Origin of the sequence: Alteribacter aurantiacus DSM 18675, assembly GCF_000429705.1 — a bacterium.
Classification (GTDB): Bacteria; Bacillota; Bacilli; order Bacillales; family Salisediminibacteriaceae; genus Alteribacter; species Alteribacter aurantiacus.
The window spans coordinates 28,569-52,514 of the sequence record NZ_AUCJ01000010.1; the positions used below are offsets into that span (position 1 = coordinate 28,569).

The window sequence follows — 23,946 nt, forward strand, 5'->3', positions numbered from 1 at the left end:
GTAAGATAGGAAGTAACATGTTTCGTAATGTGCGAGGTGACGTTGTGATTCCTTTGTTGTTAGAAGGTGTTGGCGATGTCCCTTACATAAACACAGGTAGTTGGGCCAAGTAAGTAGGAAGCAAAGATAAAGAGAAAGACTAAACGGGGGATCAGCCTAGTGGTTTCCGTAATGAGGTGAGTAAATGAACATCGATAAGAGGTTTTTGCCGCTTATAGTATCGCTGTCCGTGATTTTTGGTGCTGTTGTCATGTTTATTGTAATGGAGGTTGCGGATGGTTCGTCTGCCGAGCCGGTATTAAATAACAGTGAAGCTGAGACAGAGCTGGCAAATGATGCGGTTGAAGAAGATGAACAAGGTACCGAGGAGGCCATTGAAACCTCGGGCTCACAACTGTCGGACGACAAAGCCGAGAAGTTCCATAAAGCCTACTCGATCATTAAAGATCGATATGTAGAAGAGCTGGATGAGGACGAGCTGATGGAAGGCGCCATTAATGGCATGTTGGAAGTGCTTGATGATCCGTATTCCGTTTACATGGACGAAGCAACCGCCCGTGAATTCATGGATTCTTTGGATTCCTCATTTGAAGGAATTGGTGCGGAAGTTAGCATGACTAATGGAAAGGTGACAATTGTAGCACCGTTCAGGGATTCACCTGCTGAAAAAGCCGGTTTGCGTCCAAACGACCAAATCGTTGGTATCGATGGAGATAGTATCGAAGGGCTCTCCCTTTATGAGGCCGTTTTACAAATCAGAGGTGAAAAAGGGACAACGGTGACATTAACCATTGAACGTCCTGGTGTAAGTGATGATTTGAAAATTGATGTTATTCGAGACACGATTCCAATCGAGACGGTTACAAGCGAAGTGATTGAACAAGACGGAGCAACCATTGGGGTCTTAGAGATCAGGTCATTTGCGGAAAGTACCGCTAGAGACTTTGAGGAAAAGCTTTTTGAACTTGAAGAAGACGGGATTGATGGTCTAATTATTGACGTTCGCGGAAATCCTGGCGGACTTCTGCAAAGCGTTGAGGATATCGGGAAGCTTCTTGTCCCTGGCGGGGAGCCGATCGTGCAAATTGAAAACCGTAGCGGTGAACGAATTCGCCATGTTTCCAATTTGGAAGAGGAAAAAGAGTATCCGATTGCTACCTTGATCAATGAAGGAAGTGCTTCAGCTTCCGAGATTTTAGCTGCTGCTTTAAAAGAAGCAGGAGGTCACCATGTCGTTGGTGAAACAACGTTTGGTAAAGGGACTGTACAACAAACCATCCCACTTGGAGACGGTAGTGATTTGAAGCTTACTCTATTCAGATGGTTAACGTCTGCAGGGAATGATATTAATGAATCAGGAGTAGAACCGACCGAGCACGTTCGTCAACCTGACTTCTTCTACGTATCTCCTGTACAAGCGGAAGATCCACTAACATTTGATACGAACAGCGAACAGGTTAAGAACGCCCAGCTCATGCTTGAAGGATTAGGCTACGATCCACAGCGAACGGACGGGTATTTCAGTAGAGAAACGGAAGATGCGGTGAGGGCGTTCCAAGAAGATGAAAGCATGGATGTAACCGGTGAGGTTGATGAAGATACGGCATTTGCACTTCAAGATCGCGTTGTAGAAGCTGTACGAGATCGAGAGAATGACAACCAATTCAAACGTGCTGTTGAATTGCTAATTGAAGATCAGTAAGTGTAAAAGACCCGCTCGTTGTTGAGCGGGTTTTTTGTGCAGGGAAAAAGTGAAAGCAGGTGTGCGAATGTCGTGATGATGGTGGGGAAAGTAGGGTAATGGCAGAACGGCTTTGATGAGGCTGAAAAAGGGCGATATCAGTTCGTGAAGATTCGTGAAAAACGATTAGCGGATCGGAGGTTTCTTGGATATAGGGCAGTACTTTCTACTATGCTCGTGATTTATATGATTCATTTTTAAAAAAGGGTGCCCTTTTCTTCCAGATCAATTAAAATGAAAGTAGTGTGATAAGGAAATAACGGAGGTCAGATCGATAAACGTATTTGACCAAGGAGGCGGACGATGGAAGCGGTTTTGTGGGAAATGCTTCAGGCAGTTGGACGTTTCTTCCTTCATCCAGCTTTGTACCTGTTCCTATTTGCGTGTTTATGGTTTGGTATTAGCAGAGTGAAGCGAGAGCGTCGCGATTTTCATACAAGGATCAATGATGTTGTGTCCGATTTATTATCTCCTCTAGGGGTGGCATTCGTAACCGGACTTATTCTTACTGTGGTGTTTGTGGTCGTCGGTGTGACGATTCCCTTTGCCATGTTTTTACTTATGACCGTTGTTTGGGTGTTTTTCCTACCCTTTAAAAATGCGAGGCTACTAAGTTTTTCGTTTACAGGTAGCATTGCCTATCTTTTAACGATGGTATTCCCTTCGTCAGGTAGTGGCTGGGGCTGGCTCGACCAACAGCTCACGGTCATTAGTGCAATGGAAGGCATTCACGTTGCGTGGTTTTTAGGATCGATCTTTTTCGCGGAGGCTTTGCTTATTTTAGTTAATGGAAGAAAAGGTTCAGGGCCAAAACTTGAAAAAAGTAAACGAGGAAAGACAGTTGGAGCCCATGAAGTCAATCGTCTGTGGCTGGTTCCAAGTATCCTCTTGCTCCCTGCAGGAGGATTGGCCGTAAGTGAGATGGGAATTTGGCCGTTTGGACAGACGGCTATAGGGATGTCATTGGAAACGGCAGGGCTCATGTTTGTTCCGGTCATTCTTGGTTTTCGTGCGGTAGTGCGATCAGGCTATCCTGAAGATATTTATAGAAGACTAGGGAGCAAGCTTCTTATCGTAGCATCTATAGCCTTGATTACGACTATAGCCGGGGTGTTTGTAAATGTTCTAGCTTCGGTAGTGCCATTGATTATTCTTGTTGGCCGTGAACTGATCTTTTTCATTCATCATAAACGAGAAAGCAAGTCGCAAAGTATGTTCAGAAGCGCTAAAGAAGGCTTGGTGGTCCTAGGTGTGATTCCTCGTTCCGTTGGAGACGAGATGGGAATCAAAGTAGGGGAGAAAGTAATGAAAGTAAATGGACAACCAGTGTCGACACAGATGGAATTGTACGAGGCACTTCAGAAAAAAGGGGCTTTTTGTAAGCTGCAAGTTCTTGATGAACAAGGGGAGCTTAGGTTTACTCAATCCTCTGTTTATGAAGATGATCATTATCAGCTCGGTCTTCAATTTGTACCAGACGATGATATCGGAAATCTATCGACAGAAGGACTTCGCTATACCTTCTTGTTACAGCAAGACCGGGAAAAAATTCATCAAGCAGGTACGGAAGAACACGAACATGAAACGGAAGCGGCAGCGACTAAGGAACGGGAATAAGAACAAGGCGGAGGACCAACAAGGTCCTCCGTCTTTTTGTAACTAATGGTACTAAAAAGTTCGGGGGTCTGACCCCGCACAAATGTTGGAAAAGGGTTGACAACGTTGCTATGATAGATATAAAGGAACGTGTGTTCTTGTTTTTGGGTATTTTGAGCGGTTTTTGTGATATAATGATGTACATATGTTAAGAATGGGTAATGAAATAATAAATAGAACAAAAAAGAACCTAAAAAGGGTTCTTCGTTTTATATAAAAGTCGATAGAACGATTGGGTGAAGGAGGTTACTCGCAATGGATCAAAGCATAAATACGTTTGAATTGGTTTCGAAATACGACCCGCAAGGAGATCAGCCCAAAGCGATTGAAGCGCTCGTTAAAGGTGTTAAGGAAAATAAGAAAATGCAAACGTTGCTCGGTGCAACGGGAACAGGAAAAACATTTACCGTTTCCAATGTGATTAAAGAAATAAATAAACCTACGCTTGTGATCGCCCACAATAAAACGTTGGCGGGTCAACTTTATAGCGAGTTTAAAGAATTTTTCCCGAACAATGCAGTAGAGTATTTTGTCAGTTATTATGACTACTATCAGCCTGAAGCCTATATTCCCCAATCGGATACGTTTATCGAAAAAGATGCTAGCATCAATGATGAAATCGATAAGCTTCGTCACTCAGCCACAAGTTCTTTATTTGAGCGAAATGACGTGATCATTGTTGCTAGTGTATCGTGTATCTACGGTCTTGGTTCACCAACGGAATACCGTGATCTCGTTGTTTCATTGCGAACGGGAATGGAAATGGAGAGAAATACTCTTCTTCGTGAGCTGGTAGACATTCAGTACGAGCGAAATGACATTAACTTTACCCGTGGAACGTTCCGTGTAAGAGGGGATGTTGTTGAAATCTTTCCGGCGTCAAGGGATGAACACTGCCTCCGTATTGAGATGTTTGGTGATGAAATTGACCGGATTACCGAGGTTGATGCTCTTACAGGGGAAATTCTCGGTGAGCGAAATCATGTCGCAATTTTCCCGGCTTCCCACTTCGTTACGCGAGAGGAAAAGCTGAAGCGTGCGATTGTAAATATTGAAAAAGAACTGGAAGAAGTCTTGGACGATATGAATGAAAAAGGGAAGCTCCTTGAAGCTCAACGCCTTGAACAGCGCACCCGTTACGATATCGAAATGATGCAGGAGATGGGCTTTTGCTCTGGGATTGAGAACTACTCTCGTCACCTTACATTCAGAGAGCCGGGTGCAACGCCGTACACCTTGATCGACTTTTTCCCTGACGACTTCCTTCTGGTAGTAGACGAGTCCCATGTAACACTGCCGCAAGTAAGAGGGATGTACAACGGAGACCAAGCGCGTAAAGGGGTTCTAGTGGATCACGGATTTCGACTACCATCGGCAAAAGACAATCGTCCTTTAAAGTTCGATGAGTTTGAAAAACATATCAACCAAGCGATTTTCGTATCGGCTACACCAGGTCCATATGAGCTTGAACACTGTCCGGAAATGATTGAACAGATCATTCGACCGACAGGCTTACTCGATCCAACGGTAGATGTGCGCCCAATTGAAGGACAAATCGACGACATCATGGAGGAAATCCATGTTCGAAAAGAGCGTAATGAGCGTGTGCTCGTAACGACTCTCACAAAAAAAATGAGTGAAGATTTGACCAACTATTTTAAAGAGCTGGGCATTCGTGTGAAATACCTCCACTCGGACATCAAGACCCTGGAGCGAATTCAAATCCTCCGTGATTTGCGCCGAGGTGAATTTGACGTTCTTGTCGGAATTAACCTTCTTCGTGAAGGGCTTGATATTCCCGAAGTGTCCTTGGTCGCCATTCTCGATGCCGATAAAGAGGGATTCCTGCGCGCCGAGCGGTCTCTGATTCAAACGATGGGACGTGCGGCTCGTAACTCGAACGGGCACGTGATTATGTACGCAGATAAAATGACGAAATCAATGGAAATTGCTATAGAAGAAACCAAACGTCGTCGCCAAGTCCAAAAAGAGTTTAACGAAAAACACGGCATTACACCTCAGACGATTCAAAAAGCAATTCCAGAGCTCATCCAAGCAACCTATGCAGCTGAAGAAGGGGAAGAGTACGGTGAAAAAGGAACCGATGCGATTCCGCCTAAACAGAAGATGAGCAAAAAAGAACGTGAAAAAGTGATCGATCGTATGGAAACAGAAATGAAAGAGGCAGCCAAAGCCCTTGATTTCGAACGGGCGGCAGAGCTTCGTGATGTGATTATTGAACTGAAAGCGGAAGGGTGAGAAACCGTATGGCATTAGATAACATTGAAGTAAAGGGAGCCCGTTCCCACAACCTAAAGAACATTGACGCAACGATCCCTCGTAATAAGCTAGTTGTGTTAACGGGATTGTCGGGATCGGGGAAATCCTCCCTTGCTTTTGATACGATTTACGCCGAAGGTCAAAGACGTTACGTAGAGTCGCTCTCGGCATATGCGAGACAGTTCCTCGGACAAATGGACAAACCTGATGTGGATGCCATTGAAGGATTGAGCCCGGCGATCTCGATTGATCAAAAAACGACGAGTCGAAATCCAAGATCCACCGTTGGTACTGTAACGGAAATTTATGACTACTTACGTTTATTGTTTGCTCGTGTGGGGAAACCGGTATGTCCGAATCACGGAATTGAAATCAGCTCCCAAACGGTACAGCAAATGGCTGATCGTATGCTCGCCTATCCCGAGCGTACAAAGATGCAAATCTTAGCGCCGATTGTGTCCGGTCGAAAAGGTACACATGCTAAAGTGCTTGAGGATATTAAAAAGCAAGGGTATGTCCGTGTGCGTGTGGACGGAGAGATGCGAGAAGCGGCAGAAGAATTTGATTTGGATAAAAATAAAAAGCACTCGATTGAAGTTGTGATTGATCGTATTGTGATCAAAGAAGGGGTGGAGTCTCGTCTGGCCGATTCTTTGGAAACAGCGCTGAATTTGGCAGATGGCCGTGTGATCGCCGATGTAATTGGAGAAGAAGAACTGTTATTTACCCAAATGCATGCGTGTCCTCACTGTGGCTTTTCCATCGGTGAATTGGAACCACGGATGTTTTCTTTTAATAGTCCTTTTGGTGCCTGTACATCGTGTGACGGGCTTGGAAGCAAGCTTGAAGTCGATTCGGATCTAGTTATCCCGAATTGGGAAAAGTCTCTGCGAGAGCATGCAATTGCCCCGTGGGAGCCCACAAGCTCGCAATATTATCCTTCGTTGCTGCAGAGTGTTTGCGAGCATTACGGAATTGATATGGATGCGCCGGTTGAAAAATTGCCGAAGCATCAAATGGATAAAATTCTTTATGGAAGCGGAAAAGAAAAGATTTATTTCCGCTATGAAAATGAATTCGGAAACGTAAGAGAAAAAGAGATTTATTTTGAAGGTGTCATCACGAATATCTCTCGTCGTTATCACGAAACAAGTTCTGATTATATTCGTGAGCAAATGGAAGGCTATATGACGCAAAAGCCGTGCCCAGCGTGTAAAGGGTACCGCCTCCGCAAAGAGAGTCTTAGCGTCTTGATCGGTGAAAAGCACATTGGAGAAGTCACAAGCTATTCGGTAAAAGACGCAAAGACGTTTTTTGAAACCCTTGAGCTCTCGGAGAAGGACATGACGATCGCTCGCTTGATTCTTCGTGAAATCGAAGAGCGACTCGGCTTTTTAATCAACGTAGGTCTGGAATATTTGACCCTTGCTCGTTCAGCTGGAACCTTATCCGGTGGGGAAGCTCAGCGAATTCGACTGGCTACTCAGATCGGTTCTTCTTTGATGGGTGTACTGTACATCCTTGACGAGCCGTCCATCGGTCTTCACCAACGAGATAACACGAGGCTCATTCGCACGCTTGAGCGGATGCGCGATCTTGGAAACACGTTGATTGTGGTAGAGCATGACGAAGATACGATGCTTGCTGCTGATCACATTATTGATATCGGCCCTGGTGCCGGTGCCCATGGTGGAGAAATCACGGCAGCCGGATCACCGTCACAAATCATGGACGACCCTAAGTCTCTTACTGGAGAGTATCTGAGCGGGAAAAAATTCATTCCGTTGCCTGTGGAGCGCCGTAAGTCCGACGGGCGCATGATTTCTATTAAAGGGGCAACGGAGAACAATTTGAAGAACACGTCCATCGACATTCCTCTTGGTGTGTTCGTAGCGGTAACCGGGGTTAGTGGTTCTGGTAAAAGTACGATGATCAATGATATCTTGTATAAATCGTTGGCTCAAAAGCTTACGGTAGCCAAGGACAAGCCCGGTGCTCACAAATCGATTAAAGGAATTGACCATTTGGACAAAGTGGTTGAGATCGATCAAAGTCCGATTGGTCGAACGCCACGTTCTAATGCAGCCACATACACGAGTGTGTTTGACGATATTCGTGACGTGTTTGCTATGACGAATGAAGCGAAAGTGCGCGGATATAAAAAAGGGCGTTTCAGCTTTAATGTCAAAGGTGGTCGTTGCGAAGCGTGTCGCGGAGACGGAATCATTAAAATCGAGATGCACTTTTTACCTGACGTATACGTCCCTTGCGAACAGTGCGATGGTAAGCGATACAACCGTGAAACATTGGAAGTGAAGTACAAAGGGAAGACCATTTCAGATGTGCTCGCTATGACGGTAGAAGATGCGGTCGCATTCTTTGAAAACATCCCGAAAATCAAGCGAAAGATCCAAACGTTGTACGACGTTGGATTAAGTTATATGACTCTTGGTCAGCCGGCGACGACCTTATCTGGTGGGGAAGCGCAACGGGTGAAACTGGCATCGCAGCTTCACCGCCGATCAAATGGTCGGACGCTTTACATTTTGGATGAACCGACTACCGGCTTACACGTCCATGATATTGATCGCCTTCTTAAAGTGCTTCAACGACTTGTGGAGAACGGAGATACAGTGCTTGTCATTGAGCACAATCTTGACGTGATTAAGACCGTGGACCACATCGTCGACCTTGGACCTGAAGGGGGAGACAAAGGCGGAAAGCTCGTTGCTGCCGGTACACCGGAAGAGGTAGCAAAGGTGAAAGGATCGTATACAGGTGAATATTTGAAACCGGTCCTCGAGCGTGACCGAGCAAGAATGGAAAAACGGATGAAAGAAAAAGAATCTCTCGCAACAAGATAATAAATGGATCAATTGAAAACCATCTACAGAGGGGAGGCCCGATGTAGATGGTTTTTTGTTTGGGCAGGGTTAAGCTTCCTCCCCACCATCACATTTTACACAATTGTTCAGGGGTCAGTCCCCCCTGTTCATGAGTGAGCAAGCGCCACCTGGTGAAACTTTTTCTTTCTGGTTTCGTAAATACGTATTATGATGGAGTTAACTTTGTATTCTGTGGAGGGATTCGGATGCAAGAAGAACGTAAAATGATATTGAAGATGATTGAGGACGGGAAGATTTCAGCTGAAGAAGGGTTGCAGTTGTTGAATGCTTTAAAGGATGACAATGGTCCTTCAAAGCAAGAGTCACCAATACGTAGGGAAGCCCCTCAAGAAGTATCGACAGATGTAAACTGGGAAAAGGGGGATGACTATCGCAATCGTGCAAGCTACAAACAGCCATCCTTTGCGAGCCGATTTACGGACTTTATTGAAGATGCAGTCCAAAAGATCAAGGAATTCGATCTCGACTTTAATTTCGGTTCTTCTGTTGAAATTCAGCACACTTTTCAACACGTAGGGGCGGATATTCGTGATGTAGATGTTAGTGTAGAGAATGGTGGCATTACGTTTCGCCCTTGGGAAGAGTCGGACATTCGCGTAGAGTGTAGCGTCAAGGTGTATAAAGTGAAGGACGCCGACGAAGCTCGCCGTTTCTTCTTGGATGAAGTGATTTTTGATGTGAAAGAACAGAAGCTTCGCTTAAAGTCACCTTCCAAATCCATGAAAGTGAATACGGTAGTGTACGTACCAGAGAAAAGCCTAGAAAAAATTAAACTGTACGCGTTTAATGGAAAAGTGACCGGAGAAGCAGTGCACACAACCATGTTTGAAGCACAAACAGTAAACGGTCGAATCGGTTTTGATACAGTCACTTGTAAAGATGCTCGGTTTGAGACAGTGAACGGGACGATTAGTGTTGAAAAGCTTTCTTCTACACATTGTGACGCCAAAACGATTAATGGCACGATTGACCTCAATGTAGAAAAAGGGGAAGTAGACGTAGAAACGCTGAACGGAACGATTAACTATACGTTGCTTCATGAGGAAGCTACTCGCGCTTATTTTAAAACCACAACAGGAAGTGTGGTCGTTCAAGTACCTGAAACGATGAAAGTAGAAGGGGACTTGAAAACGACCGTTGGTGGGATGAACTGCGATCTCGAGAAGCTGACGATCATTGACGAGAAAAAGGATTGGGCGAACAAACGAATGTCCTTTTTGGCAAATAAAGAAGGAGAAACATCTATGTACATCGAAGCGGAAGCGACGACCGGATCGATTACGGTGAAAGCTAAATAACCCCTTCTCACTCACGGAGACCACTAAATAGTACAACTGAACTTTTCCGAAACCTTTTGTATCATTGGCAGTAGGTCCACTAGGTTGCCTGCCTGTTACGACACTCTCATTCGTAACAGGCTTTTAAAACGTGCAACCGTTCCATTCAATGCTTAAAAAGGCCTTGATGAAGGTGACTTCGGGCACTGTTTAGGAGGCTTCTAAAACGGGTAAAAAATCAGAGATAGGCAACATTAATAGTGCAAAGTTAGTCCCTATCTAATCATATGTACCAGCTAACGTTAAACTAGGATTCGTGACTTGATTCCTACCAGTGAATGAAAGGGTGTGAGATAAATGAAACGATTATATCGTACGGAACATGACCGAAAAATCTCTGGAGTATGCGGAGGTATCGCCGACTACTTTAATGTGGATTCCACACTTGTCCGCCTCTTGGCGATTATCGGGTTAATTTTTGGTAATATTGCAACTTTCTTGGCGTACATTATTTGTATTTTCGTAATCCCAAGTGAATCGGATGTGAGGCGTTAATGGGTTGGCTCATACAAATACTCGTGAATGCCGTCGTCCTTCTCATTATTGCAAGGTTCTTCTCCGGATTTGAAGTGGATGGATTTATGGCAGCCCTTTTGGCCAGTTTCATTTTGGCGATCGTAAACTTGATCGTTAAACCAATTCTGGTCGTTTTGACGCTACCGATTACGATCCTTTCACTCGGCTTGTTCCTTTTTGTGATCAATGCGATCGTATTGATGCTCACACAAGCGCTAATGGGAAGTGCCTTTAACATTGACGGATTCGGACTGGCAATTATAGCAGCCATTATCTTCGCCATCTTAAGCGCGCTTATCCACTCCTTTATTGTGGATCCAATAACGAAAAGATAAAGATCGATCTGAAAACCATCGGCCCAAACCGGTGGTTTTTTTGCGTCTCCCTAGCCGCAAATTGTACGGGGACAGACCCCCGAACTTTCTCTCTTTCATCTTGACACCTGCTTTAAGGGGAGGTTTGTTTCTGCTCTTGGGGGAGTTGTGATAAAATGAGGAAGTTATATATGGTTTTGAGTTTCGACACGCTGAATGGATGCAAACGACGGCGTTTTGTATAAACTAGTAAGTACGTGAATGCAGTAGGAGGAATTTGAATGGCAAAAGTGACAGCAAAAGAGTTAATGGAAGAATTCGATTTAGAACTAGTGAATGATGAAGAAGATGTGGTCTTTCGAGCCATCACAACGAGTGACATCTCAAGACCTGGAATGGAGATGGCCGGCTACTTTACATACTACCCGGCAAAACGTCTTCAACTCCTTGGAAAAACAGAGCTTACGTTTTTTAGCCAGCTAACGGACGACGAGAAAAAAGACCGAATGGACCGTTTGTCTACATACGATACACCGGGGATCATCTTGTCTCGAGACAATGAAGCACCACCGGAACTGATTGAAGCAGCCAACAAGGTCGGCGTTCCGATCCTTGTATCGAGCATGACGACAACGCGACTCAGTTCTCAGCTGACGAACTACTTGGAAACAGAACTAGCTCCAATGACCGCCATACACGGCGTTTTGATTGATATCTACGGAATTGGTGTCATGATTACGGGATCGAGCGGTGTAGGTAAAAGTGAAACAGCCTTGGACCTCGTACGCCGTGGGCACAGACTTGTAGCCGATGACAGTGTGGAAATCAAACAAGAGCACGACGGCGTTCTCGTAGGAGCCGCCCCTGATTTAATCAAGCACCTTCTTGAAATTCGAGGTCTTGGCATCATCAACGTCATGACTCTTTTCGGAGCCGGTGCCGTTCGTAACTACAAACGCATTGGCATGGTCATTCATCTCGAACTTTGGGACCAAAAGAAACAATACGATCGTCTGGGCCTTGATGAAGACACGATGACGATTTTTGATACAGCTGTGCCTAAGCTTACGATCCCGGTTCGTCCAGGACGAAACTTGGCCGTTATCATTGAAGTAGCTGCTATGAATTTTAGACTCAAGCGCATGGGCATTAACGCTGCTCAGCAATTTACGGAACGCTTGAATGACGTGATTGAAGACGGAGACAAAGAAGAATATTAAACCTGTTCCCGGGCGTGGATCTTGAACATTAAGAGCTCCGCGCTCGCCTGAACATCATATTATAGATGAGGTGAAACGATGTTAGAAGCTGCCGCGCAACCACTAAATCCCGTTGCCTTTGAACTGGGGCCGATTACCGTCGCCTGGTACGGCCTTATCATTGCTTTTGGTGCCTTTTTAGGGTACCTCTTGGCCAATCATGAAGGAAAAAAACGAGGCCTTCCAAAAGACCTCATTGCAGATTTGCTATTATACGCCATTCCTATTGCCATCATCAGTGCAAGACTCTATTACGTGATCTTCAGGTGGGAGTATTACTCCCAAAACCCCGGACAAATCATCGCGATTTGGGAAGGGGGACTCGCCATACACGGCGGACTCATCGGAGCCGTCATCACCGCCTTAATCTTTTGTAAAAAACGAGGTGTTTCCTTTTGGAAAGTGGCCGACATTACTGCCCCGAGCATTCTCCTCGGACAAGCAATCGGACGCTGGGGCAACTTTGTAAACCAAGAAGCCCACGGCGGCGAAGTGTCCCGTCAGTTTCTTGAAAGCCTGATGATCCCTGAATTTATCATTAACGGCATGTACATTAACGGAGCCTATTACCACCCAACGTTTCTCTATGAATCTCTTTGGAGCTTCGCTGGAGTGGCCCTTCTTCTATACTTGCGCCGTGTGAACATGCGACGAGGCGAACTGTTCCTCACCTACGTAATCTGGTACTCTGTAGGCCGCTTCTTTATTGAAGGACTCAGAACGGACAGCCTGATGATCTTTGACCTCCTTCGTACCGCACAAGTCATCTCCATCGTGCTCGTCGTAGGAGCTGTAGCTCTGATCGTCTATCGTCGCCAACAAGGCCTAGCAGATAAACACTACCTTGACGATGACAAGACCGTTTCGGATAAAAAAACAAGCGGACAATCTCGTCCAGGGAACAACAAGAAAAGAAAAAAGAAATAGATGAGTCGTGCCTGGGAAGACGAAGCCTCTCCCCGGGCACCTTTTTTATGTTTCGATAAAGAGGGGCTGTTCTTTATGTACACCTAGGATTGTGATAATCTTAGATGAGGTAAAAAGGAACGTTTTTGAAACAGTCAGGAGGAGTGGGGATGCTAAAGACGTTAAAAGAAGGTCTGAAAGTGGGGCTCTCAACCACGTGGACCCTCGGGAAAATTATATTTCCGATCACACTGATCGTAACGATACTCAGTCATACCCCGGTGATGGATTGGCTCGTGCGAATGCTCACGCCACTCATGGGTGCCATCGGTCTCTCGGGAGAAGCGGCGATTCCTCTTGTTTTAGGAAACGTGCTCAACCTATATGCCGCCATCGGTGCCATTCTCACACTCGATTTGACTGTAAAAGAAGTGTTCATATTGGCCGTTATGCTATCGTTTTCTCACAACTTGTTTGTAGAAAGCGCAGTAGCCAAACAGATCGGCCTTAAAATATGGGTCGTCCTCGTCGTCCGCATTGGTTTGGCCTTAGCTTCTGCTTGGGTGATTAACCTCGCTTGGCAAGGAGGCCAAGAAACGGCCAGATACGGATTCGTGGCAGGGCCTACTGAACAAGAGCTCACAGGCTGGGGCGCGATTGCCCTGCAAGGTTTACAAAGTGCCTTTTTCGGCGTCATTCAGCTGGCAGCGATCGTGATTCCAATTATGATTTTTATTCAAATCATGAAAGATCTAAAATGGCTAAACGTGTTTTCAAAATGGATGGCTCCGTTCACGAAAGTGCTGGGCGTCCGGGAAAATACATCAACCACACTGGCAGCAGGGCTCGTGTTTGGACTCGCATACGGAGCCGGAGTGATGATTCAAGCTGCCAAAGAAGACGGCGTTCGGAAAAAAGACTTATACTTGGTTTTCATTTTCCTCGTTGCCTGTCACGCTGTGATTGAAGATACGCTCATCTTCGCACCACTCGGTATTCCATTATGGCCGCTTCTTTTAATCAGGCTCGTCACAGCGGTGCTCTTAACGATCGCCGTAGCCATCATCTGGAACCGCCTAGAAAAGCAACAAAACACCGACCAAACATACAAAGAAAACATCTCATAAAAAATTGTGCGGGGTCTGTCCCCGCACAAAAATTTCGGGGGACAGACCCCGCACAATTTTGCTTAACGGAAGGAAGTCTGATTATGACAAACACCACGAAAACAATGGAGAATGTAAATACGGTATTATTCGATCTTGACGGTACGTTAATCAACACAATCGACTTGATTGTGTCCTCTTTTCTTCATACGATGGAAGAGTATTATCCAGGAGAGTACGTACAAAAAGATGTGATCCATTTCATCGGACCCCCTCTTTCTGAAACGTTTGAAAAGCTAGATCCCGCTCGTGTGGAAGAAATGACGCACACGTACCGCACATTCAATCATGAAAAACACGACGACCTCGTCAAGGAATACGAAGGGGTTTATGAAACGGTCGAAACCCTTCACGACCAAGGGTACAAGCTCGCTATCGTTACAACAAAACGAAGCGACACGGCGATCAAAGGGATGAAGCTTATGGGCTTGGACCGCTTCTTTGATGTGGTGGTAGCCCTTGATCACGTGGAAAACTACAAGCCTCATCCCGAGCCTTTAGAAAAAGCACTCAAACAGCTCGGAAGTCGTCCGGAAGAAGCGATCATGATTGGCGACAGCCAGCACGACATTTTAGGTGGGAAAAACACAGGTACGAAAACAGCCGGGGTGGCTTGGTCCATCAAAGGCCGCGAGTACCTTGAAACGTTTGAGCCTGATGTGATGCTCGATTCCATGAGCGATCTTCTTGAAGTGTTAGGCGTACGCGCGAAAAAATAACAGATATCATTAAAAAGAAGAAGGCTGGTGCGTTGACGAATCATGAATGCTACCAGCCTTTCGTTCTACATAAGATGAGGAGCGAAGAGTATGAGAAATACGACACGTTATCCCGTAAAAACAGCGAATTCCCTTTGGCACGTTTATAAAACTGTCCCTTTTTTAAAAGTAGTCAAAAACTTCGTTGTCATTCAAATGGCCAGATACACACCTTTTCTCGGCATGAAAAATTGGCTGTACAGAACGTTTCTTAAGATGGATGTTGGAAAAGAAACGAGTGTCGCTCTAATGGTGATGCTAGACGTCATGTTCCCCGAAAAGATTAAAATCGGGCAGAACACGGTTATTGGCTACAACACAACGATTCTTGCACACGAATATTTGATCAAAGAATACCGCCTTGGCGATGTAGTCATCGGAGACAACGTCCTCATTGGGGCGAATTCCACCATCCTCCCCGGAGTCACAATCGGAGACGGCGCTATCGTAGGGGCTGCCACACTCGTTCATAAAGACGTCCCAGCAGGCGCCTTCGTCGGAGGCAACCCCATGCAAATCATCAAACAAAAAGAAGACTGAAAAAGTTCGGGGGTCTGTCCCCCGAACTTTTTTCGTTCCCCATTGACAAAAACAACCCAACCTTCCCTCCGCTCGTGATGAATCTTGCTTTTAAGGAAAAGATAGTGATGATTCGTTCAACAGCATTGCTAAAGGTGGCGTTTAAGCTTCCACCTACCCAAGAACCTACGTGAATCGATCCCTTCTCTGTCTCCCGTTCCTTGTATACAGCGAGCCTGACAATCGTTAGGACGGAAAGGGCAAATAACAGTTCACATCCCAGCCAAACCAGTCCAATGTAATAAGTGAAATTCTCGCTCCAACTAAAATTCGAGGAACCCATCTGAATAGCACAGTCAATTCATCTTTACATGATGAAATCACTCTTATTGTGTCTGTTCATAGGGAAAACAAACACTAAAGTCGAATCTTTGTAAGGGGAGGGAATGCCTCTTAATTAAAGTAAGAACAGAATAGTAAGAAAATCAACACAAATCGGTTGACGCTAACCAAAAAGACTTGTAGACTACTACGTATAACTTTATTGCGACATCACATTAGCGAACTAAAGCAAAACTAAAATAAAAAGAAGCAGGCTATCAAAATAAACATCCATAAAACTTGTACCCAACCAGCACTTATTAAAATTCCTTCTTTTTTTGAAAAGTTACGGGGACAGACCCCGCACAATTTTTGATAAAGGTGTGACATGAGATGACGAAGCCGTTTATGTTTGAAAAGCCGATGGGAATGCGAGATACGCTGCCTGAATTGTATTCATTGAAGCAGCAAGTGAGAAGTACCATCGCCACTGAAGTTGCCAAATGGGGCTACGCGCCCATTGAAACACCAACGCTAGAATTTTACGATACGATCGGAACCGCGTCCGCCACATCGGACACGCAATTGTTTAAGTTGTTGGACCAACAAGGAAATACCCTTGTTCTTCGCCCGGACATGACAGCACCGATTGCGAGAATTGCCGCATCTACACTAAAAGGCACCGAGCGCCCGGCAAGGCTCACTTATGACGCAAACGTCTTTCGCTCCCAGCAACGCGAGGGAGGAAAGCCTGCAGAATTTGAACAAGTGGGTGTCGAGCTGATCGGAGACGGAACAGCCAGTGCCGATGGAGAAGTAATCGCCCTTATGATCTCCGCCCTTAGAAAAGCGGGGCTCTCCAACTTTAAAGTAGCGATCGGTCACATCGGTTTTGTGAACACGCTTCTCACCGAAATTTTAGGAAACGAAGAGAGGGCCGGAACATTCCGCCGCTATTTATATGAGAAAAACTACGTCGGTTTTAAACGAGAAGTTGACCAGCTTCCTCTCTCGTCCATCGACCGGAGAAGGCTTCACAGCTTGCTGAAACTAAGAGGAGGCTTCGACATCCTCCAAAACGCCGAAGCCTTAGTAGAAACTGAAGAAGGACGCCGCTCTTTACAAGACCTCTACAAGCTTGTGGACGTTCTCGCCGCGTACGACTTGGAAGATGCAGTCATTATCGACTTGAATCTCGTCATGCATATGAGCTACTACACTGGGATGGTCTTTGAAGCATACAGCGATGAACTTGGCTTTCCACTTGGTGGTGGAGGACGTTACGACGAATTGTTGTCCAAGTTTCACCGAGCCGAACCGGCAACCGGATTCGCCGTCCGTCTCGACCTCTTAACGGAGGCACTCGGCAAATCGAAAGAACAAGTGACCGTGAGTCACGCGATCATTTACTCAAACGAACGAAGAAAAGAAGCGATGCAAACAGCAGATTGCCTAAGAAACGAAGGTCAGTCCGTCGTCATGCAAGACGTTCAAGGCATTACCGATTTAGACGCTTATTCTACGCAATTTGACGACGTACACTATCTTATAGGAAAAAACGGCCAAGCGAACGGAGGTGGCGACAATGACAACGTCTAACACACAAACCGAAAACATGCTCACCGTCGCCATGCCAAAAGGACGGATCTTTGAAGAAGCCGTATCTCTTCTCAGACAAGCAGGCTACGACCTACCACCTGAGTTTGACGACTCCAGGAAACTCATTTTAGACGTTCCAAGAGCCAACATGCGCTTTATTTTATCAAAGCCAATGGACGTGCCCACCTATGTCGAACACGGTGTGGCAGACGTTGGGGTAGCGGGGAAAGACGTGATGATCGAGGAAAAACGTGATGTCTATGAAGTGCTCGACCTTAAAATCAGCGCATGCTACATGGCCGTAGCAGCCCTTCCAAGCTACGATTCAAAGGCGGACATCGCACCGAAAATCGCAACGAAATATCCAAAACTCGCAGCTGAATATTTCCGCGAGCAAGGAGAACAAGTAGAGATCATCAAACTGAACGGGTCCATTGAACTCGCCCCACTCGTAGGGCTAGCCGATCGAATCGTGGACATCGTGTCAACCGGCCGAACGTTAAAAGAAAACGGCCTCGTAGAAACAGAGACGATGATGTCCATTACATCACGCTTCATCGTCAACCCGGTGAGCTACAGAATGAAAGCAACGCAAATCGACGACATGGTCGAACGCCTCGCTAAAGTCGTGGAAGGAGGCGGCGACGAGTGAAGATCCAAGACTACTCCAAAGACATCAGCATTAAACGCTCCGTCGACCAAGGCACCGGCGATCAGCGAAAAGCAGTAGAAGAGATCCTTCAACAAGTGAAACAAGACAAAGATCAAGCCGTCCAAGCCTACACAGCCAAATTCGACGGTGCGACACTCCGCCAAATAAGAGTCGCACAAGACGAAATCGACCAAGCCTATAAAAACGTAGACGACGATACCCTTGCCATTCTTCGTGAAGCGAAAGCAAACATCACACGCTTCCACGAACGCCAGCAACGCCAGTCGTGGATGACGACCGAAGAAGACGGCACCATCCTGGGTCAAAAAATCACCCCACTCGATGCGGTCGGCGTATACGTTCCTGGAGGCCGGGCCTCTTACCCATCAACAATTCTCATGAACACGATCCCTGCTCAAGTGGCAGGTGTTGGGCGCATCGTCATGGTATCCCCTCCACAGTCGGACGGGACCCTAAATGACGTCGTTCTAGTGACCGCCCACGAGCTCGGCATTGACGAAATCTATAAAGTCGGTGGCGCTCAAGCTGTTGCCGCTCTAGCGTACGGAACAGAAACGATCGACCCAGTGGACAAAATAGTGGGGCCAGGCAACATCTACGTGGCCCTCGCCAAACAACTTGTTTATGGCACCGTCGATATCGATATGTTCGCAGGACCGAGCGAAATCGTCGTCCTTGCCGACAGCACAGGAAAAGCCGATTATATCGCTGCCGATATGCTGTCCCAGGCCGAACACGACCCGATGGCATCCGCCGTCCTTGTCACACCTGACCGAACATTAGCCGAGAATGTAGCCGAAGAAGTGGAGAAACAACTGGCCACCCTTCCGAAAAAAGACATCGCCGAAGCATCCATCCGCGATTTCGGCGCCATCTATGTAACAAAAGACATGAACGAAGCCATCGATGCCGTAAACGAACTGGCACCTGAGCACTTGGAAGTGCAAACCGAAGCGCCATTTGAACTCCTCGGATCCATTCGACATGCGGGCGCCATCTTTCTTGGGGAAAATAGTTCGGAGCCCGTAGGCGATTATTTCGCGGGACCCAACCACGTATTACCAACGAACGGTACCGCTCGTTTTTCGAGCCCGCTGAATGTGGACGATTTCACGAAGAAGTCCAGCATCTTATCCTACAGTAAGGCTTCGGCAGAGCGCCACGGGGCGAAAATTGCGGCATTTGCGCGCCTCGAAGGATTAGAAGCCCACGCCCGCGCCGTAGAAAAACGTTTGGAGGAGAAAAAACAATGACAACTCAAACAAGTAACCGATCGGCCACCATAAAACGAAACACCAATGAAACGAAGATCAACCTTTCACTCAACATCGACGGAGAAGGCCAGTCTGCCCTTGAGACAGGCGTACCGTTTTTAACACATATGCTCGACCTGTTTACCCGTCACGGATTGTTTGACCTGAGTGTTCAAGCAGATGGTGATACTGAGATTGACGATCACCACACGACTGAAGACATCGGTATCGTCCTTGGGGAAGCCTTAAAAGACGCTCTCGGAGACAAAAAAGGAATTCGCCGCTACGGCAATGCGTTCGTGCCAATGGACGAAGCCCTCGCCCAAGTGACTGTTGACTTGAGCAACCGTCCACACTTGGAATACCGCGTCGAGCTTCCGAGTGAAAAAGTCGGTACCTTTGATACAGAACTCGTTCACGAATTCTTGTGGAAGCTGGCTCTCGAAGCCCGCATGAACTTGCACGTAAACGTTCCATACGGGACGAACACGCACCATATCATTGAAGCGATCTTCAAAGCGCTCGGTCGCGCCTTGGACGAAGCCACACAGATTGATCCTCGAGTAAAAGGGGTTCCATCCACAAAGGGGCGTTTATAAATGATTGGAATCATCGACTACGGGATGGGCAATCTTCACAGTGTGTCAAAAGCTCTTGAGCGCCTTGAGTATCCGTATTTTATCTCAGGTAATATCTCAGAACTTCAAAAAGCTGATGGGCTTCTTTTACCCGGAGTGGGCTCCTTTCGAGACGGCATGACTGAACTTGAAAAAGCCGATCTGATTCCTTTTATCCAAGAATGGGCCCAGTCGGGCAAGCCTCTCCTCGGTATTTGTCTCGGGATGCAGCTTTTATTTGAAAAAAGCGAAGAGAACGGAACGACAAGGGGTCTGACCCTCCTAAAAGGGAGTGTGGAAAAGCTCACAGGTGTATCGCCTACGGGCGAGCGATACAAGGTACCTCACATGGGGTGGAACGAGCTTCGTTACGGAAAGCCTGATCATCCGATCCTCGCCGGTGTTCCTAAAGGGCATGTGTACTTTGTCCATTCCTACGCTGTTAGAGTGAGTGATGAAACAGACCTTGTGGCTTACGCTGATTACCACGAGCAAATTCCTGCTGTGGTCACTCGGGATAACGTCTGGGGCACGCAGTTTCACCCAGAAAAGAGCAGTACGGTCGGCATGGCAATGCTCCGAAATTTTGCCGAACAAGTAGAGGGGGAAAAGTAATGTTTACCATTTACCCTGCCATTGATATGCGTGGCGGAAAATGCGTACGTCTTCTTCAAGGCGATTACGATAAAGAAACGGTTTACGGGGATAGCCCGTTTGATATGGCAAAAACCTTTGCTGAAGAAGGTGCTCGCTGGATTCATATGGTTGATTTGGACGGAGCAAAAGAAGGAGCCCCGGTCAATCACGAGCACGTGATTCGTACGGCAAAAGAACTCGATGCCCGCGTACAAGTCGGTGGCGGTATTCGAACGTTGGAAGCAGCGGCAGCTTACCTTGATGAAGGGGTGGACCGTGTGATTCTCGGTAGCTCCGCGATCAGTGACCCTGCTTTTGTACAGGAGATGCTTCGTACATATGGAGGAGATCGTGTTGTAATCGGAATTGATGCGAGAGACGGTTACGTAGCCACTCATGGGTGGCTTGAAACGTCAACGGTCAAAGCGGAAGAGCTGGCTTTGGAGCTTGTTGAACACGGCGCCAAATGGTTTGTGATGACAGACATTGCCCGTGACGGAATGTTAAACGGACCGAACGTGGATGCAATCGCTCATTTAGGTAGCACCACAGGAAAACAAGTGGTAGCCTCTGGTGGCGTAAGTAGCCTTGAAGACCTTGCTCGCTTAAAAGAGAGAAGCGGGGAAGGAATTGAAGGCGCAATCGTAGGGAAAGCCCTATACGAAGGGCGATTCACTTTACAAGAAGCATTGGCGGAGGTGAGTGACTGAATGCTCACGAAACGAATTATTCCGTGCCTGGATGTAAAAGAAGGCCGCGTCGTAAAAGGCGTTCAGTTTGTGGACCTTCGTGATGCGGGGGACCCGGTAGAACTCGCGGCTTTTTACGATGAACAAGGAGCTGATGAACTGGTGTTTCTAGACATCTCTGCTTCTCATGAAGGTCGAAAAACGATGGTTGACGTGATTGAACAGGTTGCCGGCGAATTGGCGATTCCTTTTACGGTCGGAGGCGGCATTAACGCCTTGGCTGATATGAAACGGGTACTTCGAGCAGGAGCCGATAAAGTGAGCTTAAACACAGCTGCCGTTTTACGCCCAGAACTGATCTCGGAAGGAGCGGACTACTTCGGGTCACAATGCATCGTCGTAGCCATTGATGCGAAGTGGGATGAAGGGATGAAATCGTGGCGTGTCTATACTCACGGCGGTCGAAAGGCAACGGACTTGGACGCTGTTTCATGGGCAAAAAGAGCAGTAGAGCTTGGGGCCGGAGAAATTTTACTCACAAGTATGGATCAAGACGGTGCAAAGTCAGGCTTTCATATTTCTCTTACCAGTGCCGTGAGTGAAGCGGTTAGCGTTCCGGTTATTGCGTCCGGTGGTGCCGGGTCAAAAGAGCACTTCTATGAAGCTTTTACAGCCGGTAAAGCAGATGCGGCACTAGCTGCGTCTATATTCCATTATAAAGAGACGAGTGTCGCGGAAGTGAAAGATTGGTTAAAAGAGAGGGGTCTGAACATCCGATGAATATCCAAGACTTAACGTTTGATGAAAAAGGTCTGATTCCCGCTGTCGTACAAGATGCTTCTACGAAAGAAGTGCTCACAGTGGCGTATATGAACGAAGAATCCCTCCAAAAGAGCCTGGATACAAAAGAGACATGGTTTTACAGTCGCTCTCGTGAGGAGCTATGGCACAAAGGTGGCACCTCCGGCAATACACAGAGAATCGAGGAAATCCGATACGACTGTGATCAAGATGCCTTGGTAGTACTTGTAACCCCTAACGGACCTGCTTGTCATAAAGGGGATGTGAGCTGTTTTTCAGACACTCTTTATAAAAGTGAGAACGGGCCAGACAAGGATGAACAAAACCGATTCGCCATTTTGGAAGAGTTGGAGCGAACCATTCGAAGCAGGGAAAAAGAGCGACCTGAAGGGTCTTACACGACGTACTTGTTTGATGAAGGCGTCGACAAAATCCTGAAAAAGGTCGGAGAGGAAGCATCAGAAGTGATCATCGCTTCTAAGAACCGATCTTCTGAGGAGCTCACTTGGGAGACGGCAGATCTTCTGTATCACCTCATGGTGCTACTAGAGGAACAAAAGCTACCCCTCGATCGAATACTTGAGAGACTCGAAGACCGATTCGGGAAGCAACACTTAAAGGAATAGCGTAAAAAAAGGGGTCAGACCCTCTGTGAAAAATTCACAGAGGGTCTGACCCCTTTTCTTTGTTTTGAGTGGCGAAATATGGTGTAGAATGTAGATGTGGTGCGTGTTATACTGCATATATGTGTTTTTTTGAGTTTGTGAACGTGATTGGGGGCACAATTCGTGCGTAATATAAATACAAAAGAGAAAAAAGGACAGGTTATTCCTTTTTTACAAGACGGTGCATATTACTATAAAAAAGGTGTCGAAGCCTACCAAAGTCGTAACATCAACCAGGCTGCACAATACATTCGCAGAGCGATCCGCTTGGAGCCGGAAGAGCCGGTTTTTTTGTGTCAGCTAGCGATTGTTCTTTCTGAAAAGGGACAGTTTGATGAAGCGAATGAATGGCTTGAAAAAGTGATCAACGAGATCGATGACAAGATGGCCGAATGCTATTTTTTCCTGGCTAATAATCTAGCTCATGCAGGCGACTTCGAAGAGGCAGTGAAACACTTAAATACGTATTTGGAGCTTGATCCGAAAGGTGAATTCGCTGAGGATGCGAAGATGCTCTTGGAAATGCTCGAAGATGACGAAGAAGATCTGGAAGACGTGGAAGAAACCGAAGAGCAACTTGCTCATAGTCGACTAGAAAGAGTGGCAGACCTTCTTGATCGCGGTCAGTTTGATGAAGCAGAGCGAGAAGTAACCACCTCGTTATCGGAAGAGCCAAAACAGTGGGATCTCTATGCGTACTTGGCTGAAACAAGATTTTATCAAGGAGACAAAGAGCAAGCACTTACTGTCGTTGCTGATCTTTTGCAAAAAGAAGAAAAGAACTTCCTAGCTCAGTGTAACGCTGCTGTTTTTTTGAAGGAAACAGGGGATGAAACGTGGGAACAGCTCGCTTCACGACTAAAAGTGATGCGCCCGATGAACGATTGGTATGGCTACCACTTGGCTAAAACGTGGTTCTTCTTAGGGGATTATGACGAAGCATACGATTGGTTCAAAAGGTTGTACCAGCGCCATACGTTCTCCAAACGCCCTCGCTTTTATCATCAAATGGCACTGGCTGCTTGGATGGCAGGGGACAAGGACAGAGCCCGTCAACTTTGGATGCGTGTGACGAAGTTTGATCACCATCAAAAGAAGCTGGCCGAATGGTGCATGGACCAGTTGGTAGAAGATGTTAAACCAAAACGTGAGTGGTTTTACTACCGCATGCCGGAATTAGCGTCAGAATAGGATAAAAGGAGCCGGGGTCATGGTGGATCTCGGCTTTTCCATTGCGGTCGTATAAACGGTTTTGTGAAGCGAACACTAAACGGTGAGCAGAACTTTGGACTTAACGACTGTTTTTTCATAGGATATAGATGTGAATAAATCAA

21 protein-coding genes are annotated in these 23,946 nt (G+C 46.5%); all 21 read left to right on the forward strand.

Going from position 1 to position 23,946, the window contains the following annotated elements; translation table 11 throughout:
- The first annotated feature begins 184 nt into the window (after positions 1 to 184).
- The 21 genes from G476_RS0100170 to G476_RS0100270 all read left to right on the forward strand — a co-directional run bounded on the left by G476_RS0100170 (position 185) and on the right by G476_RS0100270 (position 23,803).
- Positions 185 to 1,702 (forward strand): S41 family peptidase, encoded by a 1,518-nt coding sequence (locus G476_RS0100170; RefSeq protein ID WP_026688324.1) that lies wholly within the window; start codon positions 185 to 187, stop codon positions 1,700 to 1,702.
- 342 nt (positions 1,703 to 2,044) lie between these two features.
- On the forward strand, positions 2,045 to 3,358 hold the full coding sequence (locus tag G476_RS0100175; RefSeq protein ID WP_026688325.1) for a PDZ domain-containing protein: 1,314 nt from the start codon (positions 2,045 to 2,047) through the stop codon (positions 3,356 to 3,358).
- Positions 3,359 to 3,652: 294 nt separating this feature from the next.
- Entirely contained in the window at positions 3,653 to 5,656 is a 2,004-nt protein-coding gene (uvrB, locus tag G476_RS0100180) for an excinuclease ABC subunit UvrB (RefSeq protein ID WP_026688326.1), read from the forward strand.
- Positions 5,657 to 5,664: 8 nt separating this feature from the next.
- Positions 5,665 to 8,541: an excinuclease ABC subunit UvrA gene (uvrA, locus tag G476_RS0100185; RefSeq protein ID WP_026688327.1), complete on the forward strand. Its 2,877-nt coding sequence runs from the start codon at positions 5,665 to 5,667 to the stop codon at positions 8,539 to 8,541.
- A gap of 227 nt (positions 8,542 to 8,768) precedes the next feature.
- Positions 8,769 to 9,881 carry a DUF4097 family beta strand repeat-containing protein gene (locus tag G476_RS0100190; RefSeq protein WP_026688328.1) on the forward strand — a complete coding sequence of 371 codons (1,113 nt, stop codon included), beginning with the start codon at positions 8,769 to 8,771 and terminating at the stop codon, positions 9,879 to 9,881.
- Between the two features lie 336 nt (positions 9,882 to 10,217).
- A complete protein-coding gene (locus G476_RS0100195; protein ID WP_026688329.1) occupies positions 10,218 to 10,415 on the forward strand; it encodes a PspC domain-containing protein in 198 nt (65 codons plus the stop codon).
- Positions 10,415 to 10,771, forward strand: coding sequence for a phage holin family protein (locus G476_RS0100200; protein ID WP_026688330.1), 357 nt, complete (start codon positions 10,415 to 10,417; stop codon positions 10,769 to 10,771). The genes G476_RS0100195 and G476_RS0100200 overlap by 1 nt, the downstream gene beginning before the upstream one ends.
- A gap of 260 nt (positions 10,772 to 11,031) precedes the next feature.
- Positions 11,032 to 11,970 carry an HPr(Ser) kinase/phosphatase gene (gene hprK / locus G476_RS0100205; protein ID WP_026688331.1) on the forward strand — a complete coding sequence of 313 codons (939 nt, stop codon included), beginning with the start codon at positions 11,032 to 11,034 and terminating at the stop codon, positions 11,968 to 11,970.
- Positions 11,971 to 12,048: 78 nt separating this feature from the next.
- Positions 12,049 to 12,936 carry a prolipoprotein diacylglyceryl transferase gene (gene lgt / locus G476_RS20905; RefSeq protein WP_035185847.1) on the forward strand — a complete coding sequence of 296 codons (888 nt, stop codon included), beginning with the start codon at positions 12,049 to 12,051 and terminating at the stop codon, positions 12,934 to 12,936.
- Between the two features lie 149 nt (positions 12,937 to 13,085).
- On the forward strand, positions 13,086 to 14,042 hold the full coding sequence (locus tag G476_RS20910) for a nucleoside recognition domain-containing protein (protein WP_035185848.1): 957 nt from the start codon (positions 13,086 to 13,088) through the stop codon (positions 14,040 to 14,042).
- Between the two features lie 83 nt (positions 14,043 to 14,125).
- Positions 14,126 to 14,800: a pyrophosphatase PpaX gene (gene ppaX / locus G476_RS0100220; protein WP_245579616.1), complete on the forward strand. Its 675-nt coding sequence runs from the start codon at positions 14,126 to 14,128 to the stop codon at positions 14,798 to 14,800.
- Between the two features lie 90 nt (positions 14,801 to 14,890).
- Complete coding sequence (locus tag G476_RS0100225) at positions 14,891 to 15,379, forward strand: acyltransferase (protein ID WP_026688333.1); 489 nt, start codon at positions 14,891 to 14,893, stop codon at positions 15,377 to 15,379.
- A gap of 693 nt (positions 15,380 to 16,072) precedes the next feature.
- Complete coding sequence (locus G476_RS0100230; protein ID WP_026688334.1) at positions 16,073 to 17,278, forward strand: ATP phosphoribosyltransferase regulatory subunit; 1,206 nt, start codon at positions 16,073 to 16,075, stop codon at positions 17,276 to 17,278.
- Positions 17,265 to 17,930, forward strand: coding sequence for an ATP phosphoribosyltransferase (gene hisG / locus G476_RS0100235; RefSeq protein ID WP_245579617.1), 666 nt, complete (start codon positions 17,265 to 17,267; stop codon positions 17,928 to 17,930). Before G476_RS0100230 ends, hisG begins: the two co-directional genes overlap by 14 nt.
- Positions 17,927 to 19,204, forward strand: a complete 1,278-nt coding sequence (hisD, locus tag G476_RS0100240; protein ID WP_026688336.1) for a histidinol dehydrogenase — start codon at positions 17,927 to 17,929, stop codon at positions 19,202 to 19,204. Before hisG ends, hisD begins: the two co-directional genes overlap by 4 nt.
- Positions 19,201 to 19,803, forward strand: a complete 603-nt coding sequence (gene hisB / locus G476_RS0100245; protein WP_026688337.1) for an imidazoleglycerol-phosphate dehydratase HisB — start codon at positions 19,201 to 19,203, stop codon at positions 19,801 to 19,803. The genes hisD and hisB overlap by 4 nt, the downstream gene beginning before the upstream one ends.
- Positions 19,804 to 20,436, forward strand: a complete 633-nt coding sequence (hisH, locus tag G476_RS0100250) for an imidazole glycerol phosphate synthase subunit HisH (protein ID WP_026688338.1) — start codon at positions 19,804 to 19,806, stop codon at positions 20,434 to 20,436.
- Positions 20,436 to 21,167 (forward strand): 1-(5-phosphoribosyl)-5-[(5-phosphoribosylamino)methylideneamino]imidazole-4-carboxamide isomerase, encoded by a 732-nt coding sequence (gene hisA / locus G476_RS0100255; RefSeq protein WP_026688339.1) that lies wholly within the window; start codon positions 20,436 to 20,438, stop codon positions 21,165 to 21,167. The genes hisH and hisA overlap by 1 nt, the downstream gene beginning before the upstream one ends.
- A complete protein-coding gene (hisF, locus tag G476_RS0100260; RefSeq protein ID WP_026688340.1) occupies positions 21,168 to 21,926 on the forward strand; it encodes an imidazole glycerol phosphate synthase subunit HisF in 759 nt (252 codons plus the stop codon).
- Positions 21,923 to 22,573 (forward strand): bifunctional phosphoribosyl-AMP cyclohydrolase/phosphoribosyl-ATP diphosphatase HisIE, encoded by a 651-nt coding sequence (gene hisIE, locus G476_RS0100265; protein ID WP_026688341.1) that lies wholly within the window; start codon positions 21,923 to 21,925, stop codon positions 22,571 to 22,573. Before hisF ends, hisIE begins: the two co-directional genes overlap by 4 nt.
- A 162-nt stretch (positions 22,574 to 22,735) precedes the next feature.
- Positions 22,736 to 23,803: a tetratricopeptide repeat protein gene (locus G476_RS0100270; RefSeq protein ID WP_026688342.1), complete on the forward strand. Its 1,068-nt coding sequence runs from the start codon at positions 22,736 to 22,738 to the stop codon at positions 23,801 to 23,803.
- Positions 23,804 to 23,946: the final 143 nt, after the last annotated feature.

Bases quoted from the DNA above. Each gene is read 5' to 3' on its own strand.
- G476_RS0100170 (WP_026688324.1), top strand. From the start codon at position 185: ATGAACATCGATAAGAGGTTTTTGCCGCTTATAGTATCGCTGTCCGTG.
- G476_RS0100175 (WP_026688325.1), top strand. From the start codon at position 2,045: ATGGAAGCGGTTTTGTGGGAAATGCTTCAGGCAGTTGGACGTTTCTTC.
- uvrB (WP_026688326.1), top strand. From the start codon at position 3,653: ATGGATCAAAGCATAAATACGTTTGAATTGGTTTCGAAATACGACCCG.
- uvrA (WP_026688327.1), top strand. From the start codon at position 5,665: ATGGCATTAGATAACATTGAAGTAAAGGGAGCCCGTTCCCACAACCTA.
- G476_RS0100190 (WP_026688328.1), top strand. From the start codon at position 8,769: ATGCAAGAAGAACGTAAAATGATATTGAAGATGATTGAGGACGGGAAG.
- G476_RS0100195 (WP_026688329.1), top strand. From the start codon at position 10,218: ATGAAACGATTATATCGTACGGAACATGACCGAAAAATCTCTGGAGTA.
- G476_RS0100200 (WP_026688330.1), top strand. From the start codon at position 10,415: ATGGGTTGGCTCATACAAATACTCGTGAATGCCGTCGTCCTTCTCATT.
- hprK (WP_026688331.1), top strand. From the start codon at position 11,032: ATGGCAAAAGTGACAGCAAAAGAGTTAATGGAAGAATTCGATTTAGAA.
- lgt (WP_035185847.1), top strand. From the start codon at position 12,049: ATGTTAGAAGCTGCCGCGCAACCACTAAATCCCGTTGCCTTTGAACTG.
- G476_RS20910 (WP_035185848.1), top strand. From the start codon at position 13,086: ATGCTAAAGACGTTAAAAGAAGGTCTGAAAGTGGGGCTCTCAACCACG.
- ppaX (WP_245579616.1), top strand. From the start codon at position 14,126: ATGACAAACACCACGAAAACAATGGAGAATGTAAATACGGTATTATTC.
- G476_RS0100225 (WP_026688333.1), top strand. From the start codon at position 14,891: ATGAGAAATACGACACGTTATCCCGTAAAAACAGCGAATTCCCTTTGG.
- G476_RS0100230 (WP_026688334.1), top strand. From the start codon at position 16,073: ATGACGAAGCCGTTTATGTTTGAAAAGCCGATGGGAATGCGAGATACG.
- hisG (WP_245579617.1), top strand. From the start codon at position 17,265: ATGACAACGTCTAACACACAAACCGAAAACATGCTCACCGTCGCCATG.
- hisB (WP_026688337.1), top strand. From the start codon at position 19,201: ATGACAACTCAAACAAGTAACCGATCGGCCACCATAAAACGAAACACC.
- hisH (WP_026688338.1), top strand. From the start codon at position 19,804: ATGATTGGAATCATCGACTACGGGATGGGCAATCTTCACAGTGTGTCA.
- hisA (WP_026688339.1), top strand. From the start codon at position 20,436: ATGTTTACCATTTACCCTGCCATTGATATGCGTGGCGGAAAATGCGTA.
- hisF (WP_026688340.1), top strand. From the start codon at position 21,168: ATGCTCACGAAACGAATTATTCCGTGCCTGGATGTAAAAGAAGGCCGC.
- hisIE (WP_026688341.1), top strand. From the start codon at position 21,923: ATGAATATCCAAGACTTAACGTTTGATGAAAAAGGTCTGATTCCCGCT.